This window comes from Type-D symbiont of Plautia stali, from assembly GCF_001485335.1.
In the GTDB taxonomy this organism is placed as follows: domain Bacteria; phylum Pseudomonadota; class Gammaproteobacteria; order Enterobacterales; family Enterobacteriaceae; genus Pantoea; species Pantoea vagans_C.
This window is the reverse complement of the sequence record NZ_BBOC01000045.1, coordinates 34581-45507: the sequence shown is the minus strand read 5'-3', so window position 1 is coordinate 45507 and position 10927 is coordinate 34581. Positions and strand designations below refer to the sequence as shown.

Annotated in this window: 8 protein-coding genes and 1 other RNA gene; 6 read left to right on the top strand and 3 right to left on the bottom strand. The window is 53.0% G+C overall.

Translation table 11 applies throughout. The features are described 5' to 3' along the window. Positions 1-157 precede the first annotated feature (157 nt). Both rprA and ydiK read right to left on the bottom strand, forming a co-directional pair. Positions 158-266: antisense sRNA RprA (gene rprA / locus PSSD_RS26225), an RNA gene on the bottom strand. A 312-nt stretch (positions 267-578) separates the two neighbouring features. Then, positions 579-1691: an AI-2E family transporter YdiK gene (gene ydiK, locus PSSD_RS15240; protein WP_039335765.1), complete on the bottom strand. Its 1113-nt coding sequence runs from the start codon at positions 1689-1691 to the stop codon at positions 579-581. 205 nt (positions 1692-1896) lie between these two features. Between ydiK and ydiJ the strand changes: the two genes are divergently transcribed. Further along, a complete protein-coding gene (gene ydiJ, locus PSSD_RS15235; protein ID WP_058972794.1) occupies positions 1897-4950 on the top strand; it encodes a D-2-hydroxyglutarate dehydrogenase YdiJ in 3054 nt (1017 codons plus the stop codon). 30 nt (positions 4951-4980) lie between these two features. Here the strand turns inward: ydiJ and PSSD_RS15230 are convergent, their stop codons facing one another. Then, the gene (locus PSSD_RS15230; RefSeq protein WP_039335769.1) at positions 4981-5385 is read right to left on the bottom strand and encodes a hypothetical protein; all 405 of its coding nucleotides are present in this window, start codon (positions 5383-5385) and stop codon (positions 4981-4983) included. Between the two features lie 390 nt (positions 5386-5775). On the opposite strand from PSSD_RS15230, the gene sufA reads away from it, so the two are divergent. The 5 genes from sufA to sufS are packed head-to-tail and all read left to right on the top strand — an operon-like array spanning position 5776 to position 10909. Beyond that, positions 5776-6150: a Fe-S cluster assembly scaffold SufA gene (sufA, locus tag PSSD_RS15225; protein ID WP_039335772.1), complete on the top strand. Its 375-nt coding sequence runs from the start codon at positions 5776-5778 to the stop codon at positions 6148-6150. Positions 6151-6157: 7 nt separating this feature from the next. After that, a complete protein-coding gene (sufB, locus tag PSSD_RS15220; RefSeq protein ID WP_039335774.1) occupies positions 6158-7651 on the top strand; it encodes a Fe-S cluster assembly protein SufB in 1494 nt (497 codons plus the stop codon). Between the two features lie 39 nt (positions 7652-7690). Beyond that, complete coding sequence (sufC, locus tag PSSD_RS15215) at positions 7691-8437, top strand: Fe-S cluster assembly ATPase SufC (RefSeq protein WP_039335776.1); 747 nt, start codon at positions 7691-7693, stop codon at positions 8435-8437. Next, complete coding sequence (gene sufD / locus PSSD_RS15210) at positions 8412-9689, top strand: Fe-S cluster assembly protein SufD (RefSeq protein ID WP_058972793.1); 1278 nt, start codon at positions 8412-8414, stop codon at positions 9687-9689. The genes sufC and sufD overlap by 26 nt, the downstream gene beginning before the upstream one ends. Continuing rightward, complete coding sequence (sufS, locus tag PSSD_RS15205) at positions 9686-10909, top strand: cysteine desulfurase SufS (protein ID WP_039335780.1); 1224 nt, start codon at positions 9686-9688, stop codon at positions 10907-10909. Before sufD ends, sufS begins: the two co-directional genes overlap by 4 nt. The last annotated feature ends 18 nt before the right edge of the window (positions 10910-10927 follow it).

The following is a 10927-nucleotide window of genomic DNA, read 5'->3' as shown; positions in this document are numbered from 1 at the left end:
AGATACCGTGGTGCAAACCTGGTTGAATCTGGCTGAGCTGGATGCTGCAAAATCTTAGTCAGCTATTAATTAGGACGCTTTCAGTAAGATTCTGAAGTGTCCTTGCTGAGATCATCAAGGCCAGCTCTGCTGGCCTTTTGTTTATGCATAAAAAAAGCAAAAAAAAAGCCCATCACAGGGGATGGGCAAAGACTACACACAGCAATTCTTTACTTTACTCAGGGGAAAAAGGTTGTTTAAAAATCAGTGGTTTGATCTCAAACTTAGGATTCATGTTATTCACACCGTCTGCTGGCGTCTTTAAGAATCCTCTTATTAGTTTAAAGCTGATAATCTTTCGTGGCCTTTTTCACCGGTTTGACCTGATGATTCAGTGCGAAAAATAATCATTCCGTTAGCGAAACACTCCTAAATCGGCCAAATCTGCGTTTTTTCTTAAAAATCGCTTATGAAAAATAATGCGTAACGGGAGCAATTAAGTGATGGCGATTAACAGGCATTAATTGCCATCGCATAAGGCAAATGAGAGAAGAGAGAGACGGTGCGCGTTAACGCACCGTTTTGGAGGGTGTCAGTCGTTACGGTTGATCTTCTTCGTGCTCGGCCAGCGCTTCAATTGCCGTTTGCGGGTCATCATCAGGTGCGGGGGCTTCATGCATCCACACCGAAACCAGACGATAAGACACCGCCAGCACCACCGGTCCAATAAACAGCCCAATCATGCCGAAGGCGATCAATCCTCCGATAACCCCAGAAAGTATCAGAATCATCGGCAAATCTGCGCCCATACGAATCAGCATCGGACGCAGCACGCTATCAAGCGTGCCGACCACGCAACTCCACACCAGTAAGATGGTGCCCCAGGTGGTATCGCCACTCCAGTAGAGCCAAATGATGGCCGGCACCAGCACCACCAACGGGCCAAGTTGCACCAGGCACGTCAGAATCATCAGCACGGTGAGCAGGGTGGCGTAAGGGATGCCGGAAATCGCCAGGCCAATGCCGCCCAGCACACCCTGTACCAGCGCTGTCACCACCACGCCCAATGCCACGGCGCGGATCGCTTGTCCGGCCAACAGCACTGCCGCATCGCCGCGACGTCCGCCCATGCGATAAGCAAAGTGGCGAATGCCGTGACCGACTTGTTCACCGCGCCAGTAAAGCAGCACGCTAAACAGCAGCATCACAGCGAGGTGGATCATAAAGCGGCCAAAGTGGCCAGCCTGTGCGACAAAGAAGCCCGTGGTGCGACCAATGTATGGTTGCAGCTGATTTAAAATCGCCGTACCGCCGCCATCGACCATTTTGTGGTAGCTGGAGTAGGTTTTGTTACCGACATAAGGAATTTCACGCAGCCAGACAAAGTCCGGGAAAACCAGATGGCGTTGCGTGGCCCAGGCAATCACCGGCGCGCTGTTGTCGATCAGGCTACTCACCAGCAGGGCAATCGGAATAATAAACAGCAGCAGTAACAGAATGGTCATGGCGATCACCGCCAGCGATCGTCGTCCCCACAGCAGATGCTGCAAACGTATCATTAATGGCCAGGTGGCAATCACCACCATGCTGGCCCAGGCAAAGCCCAGAATGAAGGGTTGTACCACCCACAGGCAGGCGATGATCATGATCAGTATGAACATCAACGAGAACAGCAGTTGCGGTAGATCCATACCGCGTTGCAGGCTTTTCATCACAACGTTTTGACCTCAATTAATCCTTCATGGTGGGCCGCACGGGCCCTAATCAATGATGAGCTATTTCCTGAAAATTAAACAGAAAAAAGCAGGTGTCGCGGAGGTCTTTCCTGAAAAAACAGCAGGCGATAAAAAATATGATAAAACCAATGGTTGAAAAAAATAACCACGCAAACGTTTACAACATCTCGGTCGCGCAATAATGATCCCACAGATTTCCCAGGCACCCGGCCTCGTTCAACGGGTGCTGACATTCCTGCAGTCATTAAAAGAGCAAGGATTTACCGGTGATACCGCCACGAGCTATGCCGATCGGCTATCACTTTCTACCGATAACAGCATTTATCAGCTGTTACCTGATGCAGCGCTGTTCCCACGCTCGACCGCCGATGTCGCGTTGATTGCGCGTTTGGCTGGCGAGGAGCGGTTCAACAGCCTGACCTTCGCCCCACGCGGGGGTGGCACCGGCACGAATGGTCAATCACTGAATCAGGGTATCGTGGTCGACATGTCGCGCTACATGAATCGCATCCTGGAAATTAATCCTGAACAGGGTTGGGTGCGCGTTGAAGCGGGCGTGGTGAAAGATCAACTGAATGCCTGGCTGAAGCCTTATGGCTTTTTCTTCTCGCCTGAACTCTCCACAAGTAACCGCGCGACCTTAGGGGGCATGATTAACACCGATGCTTCTGGTCAAGGCTCGCTGGTGTACGGTAAAACCTCCGATCACGTTGAAGGTTTGCGCGCCGTATTAATCGGCGGCGATATTCTTGATACCCGCGCGATGCCGACCACGCTGGCAGAGCAATTGGCCGCCACCCCGACTGCGGAAGGGCGCATCTATCATGAAGTGCTCAATCGTTGCCGCGATCAGCGCGATCTGATTCTGGAAAAATTCCCCAAACTGAACCGCTTCCTGACGGGCTACGACCTGCGTCACGTGTTCAGTGATGATTTGCAAACCTTTGACCTGACGCGCTTGTTGTGTGGTGCCGAGGGGACGCTGGCATTTATTACCGAAGCGCGCCTCGATATCACACCCATTCCGAAAGTACGGCGTCTCGTCAATATCAAATATGACTCGTTTGACTCCGCGCTGCGTAATGCGCCCTTTATGGTCGAAGCCAAAGCACTGTCTGTCGAAACCGTGGATTCAAAAGTGCTGAACCTGGCGCGCGAAGATATCGTGTGGCATTCAGTGAAAGAGCTGATTACTGATGTGCCTGACAAAGAGATGCTCGGCCTGAACATCGTTGAATTTGCCGGTGACGATGGTGAACTGATTGAACACCAGGTCAATAGTTTGTGTGCACGGCTGGATGAGCTGATGCAGCAACAGCAAGGCGGCGTGATTGGCTATCAGCTGTGTAACGATTTGGGCGGCATTGAGCGCATCTACAATATGCGCAAAAAAGCCGTAGGCCTGTTGGGTAACGCGAAAGGGCGTGCCAAGCCGATTCCGTTTGTCGAGGATACCGCTGTCCCACCAGAGCAGTTAGCCGATTACATTGTCGATTTCCGTGCCTTACTCGACAGCCATGGTTTGAGCTATGGCATGTTTGGTCACGTTGATGCGGGGGTGCTGCACGTGCGCCCGGCGCTGGATATGTGCGACCCGCAGCAAGAGCTATTAATGAAACAAATCTCCGATGAAGTGGTGGCGCTAACGGCTCGCTACGGCGGATTACTGTGGGGCGAGCACGGCAAAGGTTTCCGCGCCCAGTACAGTCCAGCCTTCTTCGGTGAAACCCTGTTCAACGAACTGCGACGCATCAAAGCCGCTTTTGACCCGGATAATCGCATGAATCCTGGCAAAATCTGCACACCTTTTGGCTGCAGTGAGCCGATGATGCAGGTGGATGCCGTCAAACGTGGCACCTATGATCGCCAGATCCCGGTCACTGTGCGTAACGACTGGCGGGGAGCCATGGAGTGCAACGGCAACGGTTTATGCTTTAACTTTGATGCGCGCAGCCCGATGTGCCCATCCATGAAAATTACCCGCAACCGTATCCATTCGCCCAAAGGCCGTGCCACGTTAACGCGTGAGTGGCTACGTTTGTTGTCAGAGCAGGGCGTTGATCCCTCTCAGCTGGAGCAGGCACTGCCGAAGCAGGGCGCCAGTCTGCGTACCTTGATTCAACGTACCCGTAACTCCTGGCACGCGAAACAGGGCGAATATGATTTCTCGCATGAAGTCAAAGAGGCCATGTCCGGTTGCCTCGCCTGCAAAGCCTGTTCGACCCAGTGTCCGATAAAGATAGATGTGCCGAGTTTCCGCTCGCGCTTCCTGCAGCTGTATCACACCCGCTATCTGCGCCCGGTGAGCGATCATTTGGTGGCAACGGTGGAGAGTTATGCGCCGTTAATGGCAAAAGCGCCGAAAGTGTTCAACTTCTTTCTCAAGCAGCCATGGGTTCGCGAGTTGAGTCAAACCCATATCGGCATGGTGGATCTGCCGCTGCTCTCATCTCCGAGCCTGAAACAGCAGCTCAGTGGTCATCCGGCGATGAGCCTGACGCTGGAGCAGCTCGAAGCGATGGATGTGGCTCAGCGTGAAGACTGCGTGCTGGTGGTGCAGGATCCTTTCACCAGCTATTACGAAGCCCAGTTAGTGACTGATTTCGTGAAGCTGATTGAAAAGCTGGGCTATCGCCCAGTGCTGCTGCCGTTTTCACCTAATGGCAAAGCGCAACACGTGAAGGGCTTCCTGCAGCGTTTTGCACGTACCGCCACTAAAACTGCAGAACTTCTGAACCGCGTGGCAAAACTGGGTATGCCCATGGTCGGCGTCGATCCGGCCACCGTGTTGTGCTATCGCGACGAATATAAAGAAGTCCTGGGCGAGAAGCGGGGTGAGTTCCAGGTGCAACTGGTTCACGAATGGTTACAGCAAGCGACAGACTCGCGCACCGTGCAAATGGCCAGTGGGGAAGCATGGTACCTGTTCGCACACTGTACTGAAGTAACCGCGCTGCCCTCCACTCCCAACCAATGGCAGGATATTTTTGCGCGCTTCGGGGCTAAGCTGGAAAACGTCAATGTCGGCTGCTGCGGCATGGCCGGTACCTACGGCCACGAAAGTAAAAACCTGGAGAATTCACTGGGGATTTACGCGCTTTCATGGCATCCACAGTTGCAGAAGCTACCGCGTCAGCGTTGTCTGGCAACCGGCTTCTCGTGCCGTAGTCAGGTCAAACGTGCAGAAGGCAATGGGATGAGGCATCCACTGCAAGCGCTGCTGGAAATGATGTAAACAAATTGTAGTAGACGTCACAAAGCTGGATTAGAATATCCAGCCTGCGTGACGGACGAAATCACTTTGCAGGCTGGTGGCTTGGTCCCACTGGCCGCTGAGCGCCAGTTGATGACACAAGCGAGTCAACGACAGGCGCGCCAGTTGATAAGCCTGAATACGGAACAAACGGTCGCGATCGGCATTGCCCATCTCCTGCACCAAGCGGTGATGGAGCTTGCCCATGGCATGCAAATAGCTTTGATCGTCGCCGTTCAGTTCGCAGATTTCGGCCATGTCGAGGCAGGTATCGTTAAAGCGGCGCAGTTGGTCGATAGTACAATCGGTGCGGTTGAGCTTAGCCTGAGCCATATAGAAGTCTACGGTGATATCACGCACCGAAAACTTATATTCATCGATTTTGTGTTGTAACCAGGCCGAGACGGTAAGCGTCATGTCGCTGCTCTAAATGGGTTAATGATAATCATTATCATATTCAACCGCGTCAGGAATGCAATTCCCGCAATGAAATTTTATTGATTTCCTTTGCCTGTTAGTAAAATCGGCAATAACAATCTCTTTACATTGAAGAAAGGCGTAACCTATCAATTGTGACATTACCGTAAAGTTGAATTTTTAAATTTTTCGATATTTTAACGGGTTACGCAGTAAAGGCGCGCACGGGAATGCCGCTCACAAGCTGGTGTGAAGGGACTATGCTTAATAAAGCAGCAGTAAAAAACAGCACGAGATGATTATCCCTGCAAAACAAGCGGTTGAAGTGATATCTGATATCACTACCATAGGGGGATAGCCTGAAAAGGCCCAGACTTACGAGGTAGCACCATGTCATCAGTAAATGCAGCTTCTTTTTCACCCGAAGATTTCGTCTGGAAAGGACTTACGCTGACCGAAACGGCAGCGAAACAGATTCTTAGCCTGGTTGATCAGGATCCTGAAATTAAAGGCCTGAAACTGGGTGTGAAGCAGTCCGGCTGTGCCGGTTTTGGGTACGTTATGGATCTGGTGAAAGAGCCTGCCGATGACGACCTGACGTTTGAGCAATTCGGCGCAAAATTATTTGTGCCACTTCAGGCGATGCCGTTTGTTGACGGTACCGAGCTGGATTATGTCCGTGAAGGCCTGAATCAGATTTTTAAATTCAACAACCCTAAAGCTCAGCACGCCTGCGGGTGCGGTGAGAGCTTTGGCGTCGAGTAAGTGAAATATGTCACGACACAGCGAAGCATCTGACGATGTACAAATGTGGGAAGGTAGCCTGAACTACAAAGAAGGCTTCTTTACCCAGTTGCAAACCGACGAAATGGCTCACGGCATTAACGAAGATGTTGTGCGCGCTATTTCGGCCAAACGTAACGAACCTGAGTGGATGCTGGAATTCCGTCTCAAGGCGTTCCGCGCCTGGTTAGAGATGGAAGAGCCGCACTGGCTGAAAGCGAACTACACCAAACTCGATTATCAGGATTACAGCTATTACTCTGCGCCGTCTTGCGGCAATTGTGATGACAGCTGTGCCTCTGAACCGGGTGCGACCCAGACTTCTGGCAGCGTAGCGTCAAGCGACTACCTGACCAAAGAAGTGGAAGACGCGTTCAACCAGTTGGGCGTTCCGGTACGTGAAGGGCGTGAAGTGGCGGTTGACGCCATTTTCGACTCCGTATCCGTTTCCACTACCTATCGTGACAAACTGGCTGAGCAAGGCATTATTTTCTGCTCTTTCGGTGAAGCCATTCATGATCATCCAGAGCTGGTGCAGAAATACCTCGGCACAGTGGTTCCGCCTAACGATAACTTCTTCGCGGCGCTGAACTCAGCGGTGGCTTCTGACGGAACCTTCGTTTACATCCCTAAAGGCGTCCGTTGCCCTATGGAGTTGTCAACCTACTTCCGTATCAACGCCGCCAAAACCGGTCAGTTTGAACGTACGATTCTGATTGCCGATGAAGACAGCTATGTGAGCTACATCGAAGGTTGTTCCGCGCCGGTGCGTGATACCTACCAGCTGCACGCCGCAGTGGTTGAAGTCATCATTCACAAAAATGCGGAAGTGAAGTACTCCACCGTACAGAACTGGTTCCCTGGTGGTGAAGGCGAGGGCGGTATCCTCAACTTCGTGACCAAGCGCGCCCTGTGCGAAGGCGACCACAGCAAAATGTCCTGGACCCAGTCAGAGACCGGCTCTGCCATCACCTGGAAATACCCGAGCTGCATCCTGCGCGGTGATTATTCTGTGGGCGAGTTCTACTCTGTGGCCCTGACCAGCGGTCGCCAGCAGGCGGATACCGGCACCAAGATGATCCACATTGGTAAAAACACCAAGTCGACCATCATCTCGAAAGGGATCTCCGCCGGTAAGAGCGAAAACACCTATCGTGGCCTGGTGAAAATCATGCCAACCGCGACTAACGCGCGTAACTTCACCCAGTGTGACTCCATGCTGATTGGCCCGGACTGCGGTGCGCACACCTTCCCGTATGTGGAAACGCGCAACAACACCGCACAGCTAGAACATGAAGCCACCACGTCACGTATTGGTGAAGATCAGATGTTCTACTGTCTGCAGCGTGGCATTAGCGAAGAAGATGCGATCTCCATGATCGTTAACGGCTTCTGTAAAGACGTTTTCTCCGAGCTGCCACTGGAATTTGCTGTGGAAGCGCAAAAACTGTTGGCTATCAGCCTTGAGCACAGTGTGGGCTGATGCCACACGCGTTGCCGGAAGCAATGTGAAGGAAAGAGTATGTTAAGCATTAAAGATTTACAGGTTAGTGTTGAAGACAAAGAAATTCTGCGCGGACTGAACCTTGAAGTAAAACCGGGGGAAGTGCACGCCATTATGGGACCTAACGGTTCGGGTAAAAGTACCCTGTCGGCAACACTGGCTGGTCGTGAAGATTACGAAGTTACCGGCGGTTCTGTCAGTTTCAAAGGCAAAGATTTGCTGGAGCTGGAGCCGGAAGAGCGCGCGGGTGAAGGTATCTTCATGGCGTTCCAGTACCCGGTAGAGATCCCGGGTGTCAGTAACCAATTCTTCTTGCAGACTTCTGTCAATGCGGTGCGCAAATACCGTGAGCAAGAAGAACTGGATCGTTTCGACTTCCAGGACTTCATCGAAGACAAAATCAAATTGCTGAAGATGCCAGAAGATTTGCTGACTCGTTCAGTAAACGTCGGCTTCTCCGGTGGTGAAAAGAAGCGTAATGACATCTTGCAGATGGCAGCGCTGGAACCTGAACTGTGCATTCTGGATGAAACCGACTCCGGTCTGGACATCGATGCACTGAAAATTGTCGCTGAAGGTGTTAACAGCCTGCGTGACGGTAAGCGTTCATTCATTATCGTAACTCACTATCAGCGCATCCTGGATTACATCAAGCCTGACCACGTACACGTGCTGTATCAGGGCAAGATCGTGAAATCTGGCGACTTCACGCTGGTTAAGCAGTTGGAGGAGCAAGGCTATGGCTGGCTTACCGACGAAGAGTGATAATGCGCTGCAACAGTGGCACCACCTGTTTGAATCGCGCGGTGAAGCGCGCTCATTGCAGGCACAGCAGCACTGGCAGCAACTGATGCGTCTCGGCTTGCCAACTCGCAAGCACGAAAACTGGAAATACACCGCGCTGGATGGTCTGCTGGCCAATCAGTTCGTGTTACCCGAAGAACAGGCGGTGACTGCCGAGCAGGTGGCCGAATTGGCTCTGCCGCTGGACGCTGTTCGTCTGGTGTTTGTTGATGGCCGTTTCCAGCCCGAGCTGAGCGCGCGCGACACCGAACTGTTTGAGGTGCAGCACAGCCGCGCTGCTGAGCGCTGTCCGTTGCCAGCCGCCGTGCAGCCTGAAGTGTTTCTGCATCTGACTGAAAGCCTGGCGGAAGAGGTCACCTCTATTCGTCTGGCGCGCGGCAAATCAGCAGCTCGCCCGCTCTACTTGCTGCACATCACCAGCGGCAAGGCCGATGCGCTAAACACGGTGCATCACCGTCATCACCTTGAGCTGGAGCAGAGTGCTGAAGCTGAGGTGATTGAGCACTACGTCACGCTGAACGGTGCCTCGCACTTTACCGGCGCGCGTTTTACTTTTGCTGTCGCAGACAATGCCAAGCTGAAGCACATTAAGCTGGCCTTTGAAGAGAGCAGCAGCTACCACTTTGCGCACAATGACATTGTGATTGGTGGTGATGCGCAGGTCAGCAGTACCAGTTTTCTGCTGGGTGCGGGCTTGTCACGTCACAACACCAGCGTGCAGCTCAATGGTGAAAATACTGAGCTGGCACTGAACAGCCTGATCTTGCCGATCAATTCAGAAGTGGCGGATACCCGTAGCTATCTGGAGCACAACAAAGGTCACTGCCTGAGTCGTCAGCTGCACAAAACCATTTCGCGTGACAAAGGCCGTTCCATCTTCAATGGTCACATTAAAGTGGCACAGCATGCGCTGAAAACTGACGGGCAGATGACCAACAATAACCTGTTGCTTGGTCGCCTGGCGGAAGTTGACACCAAGCCACAGCTGGAAATCTATGCTGATGACGTGAAGTGCAGCCACGGCGCGACTATTGGTCGTATCGATGACGAGCAGATGTTCTATCTGCGTTCGCGCGGTATCACCGAAGAAGCGGCACAGCAGATGATCATCCATGCGTTCGCGGCCGAATTGACCGAGATCCTGGAAGAAGAGTCACTGCGTCAGGTGGTACTGCAACGCATTACGGCGCGTTTCCCCGGAGTTGAGTTATGAGTTTCGATCTCGAACGAATCAGAGCGGAATTTCCGATTCTGAAACGTGAGGTCAACGGACATCCGCTGGCCTACCTTGATAGCGCGGCCAGCGCTCAGCGCCCGCTCGCGGTTATCAATGCGGAAAGTTATTTCTACCAGCACGGCTACGCCGCCGTGCATCGTGGTATTCACTCGCTGAGTGCCCAAGCCACTACCGACATGGAAAACGTGCGCACCCAGGCTGCGCGCTTTCTTAATGCGGCCTCGCCGGAAGAGATCATCTTCGTTAAAGGCACCACTGAAGGCATCAATCTGGTCGCCAACAGCTGGGGCGGCAGTCAGTTGCAGCCCGGTGATAACATCATCATCACCGAGATGGAGCATCACGCCAACATCGTGCCTTGGCAGATGGTGGCGCAACGCACCGGTGCTGAAATTCGCGTGTTGCCACTGAATGCACAAGGCGAATTGGCTCTGGAGCAACTGGGTGGTCTGATTGATAGCCGCACCCGTTTGCTGGCGGTGACGCACGTTTCCAACGTGCTCGGCACGGTGAACCCGGTCAAAGCCATTGTTGCGCAGGCGAAAGCCGCAGGCGTGGTGACGCTGGTGGACGGCGCGCAAGCCGTGATGCACCACGCGGTGGATGTGCAAGATATTGACTGCGATTTCTACGCCTTCTCCGGCCATAAAATCTATGGTCCGACCGGTATCGGTGTACTGTATGCGCGTAAAGCGCTGCAGGAAATCATGCCGCCGTGGGAAGGCGGCGGTTCAATGATCGATCAGGTTATGCTGCCAACTGGCACCACCTGGAACAGCACGCCATGGCGTTTTGAAGCGGGTACACCTAATACTGGTGGCATTATCGGACTGGGTGCCGCGTTGAGCTGGATCAGCGAACTGGGTTTGGAAGCGATCAATGAGCGTGAAAGCGCGCTGATGCGTTACGCACTGGATAAACTGGCCTCGGTGCCTGATCTGGTGATTTACGGTCCCGCGCAGCGTAGCGGTGTCGTTGCTTTTAACCTCGGCAAACACCACGCGTTTGACGTAGGAAGTTTCCTTGATCAATACGGTATTGCCATCCGTACCGGCCATCACTGTGCGATGCCGCTGATGCGTCATTTTGCGGTGCCAGCCATGTGTCGCGCCTCCTTCGCCCTGTACAACAGTGAAGAAGAGGCCGATCGCCTGGCGGCAGGTTTGACCCGTATTCATCGTCTGCTGGGCGGTTGAGCAGATTTCAGGAGTAAT

Bases quoted from the DNA above. Each gene is read 5' to 3' on its own strand.
- sufD (WP_058972793.1), top strand. From the start codon at position 8,412: ATGGCTGGCTTACCGACGAAGAGTGATAATGCGCTGCAACAGTGGCAC.
- PSSD_RS15230 (WP_039335769.1), bottom strand. From the start codon at position 5,385: ATGACGCTTACCGTCTCGGCCTGGTTACAACACAAAATCGATGAATAT.
- sufA (WP_039335772.1), top strand. From the start codon at position 5,776: ATGTCATCAGTAAATGCAGCTTCTTTTTCACCCGAAGATTTCGTCTGG.
- ydiJ (WP_058972794.1), top strand. From the start codon at position 1,897: ATGATCCCACAGATTTCCCAGGCACCCGGCCTCGTTCAACGGGTGCTG.
- sufS (WP_039335780.1), top strand. From the start codon at position 9,686: ATGAGTTTCGATCTCGAACGAATCAGAGCGGAATTTCCGATTCTGAAA.
- ydiK (WP_039335765.1), bottom strand. From the start codon at position 1,691: ATGAAAAGCCTGCAACGCGGTATGGATCTACCGCAACTGCTGTTCTCG.
- sufC (WP_039335776.1), top strand. From the start codon at position 7,691: ATGTTAAGCATTAAAGATTTACAGGTTAGTGTTGAAGACAAAGAAATT.
- sufB (WP_039335774.1), top strand. From the start codon at position 6,158: ATGTCACGACACAGCGAAGCATCTGACGATGTACAAATGTGGGAAGGT.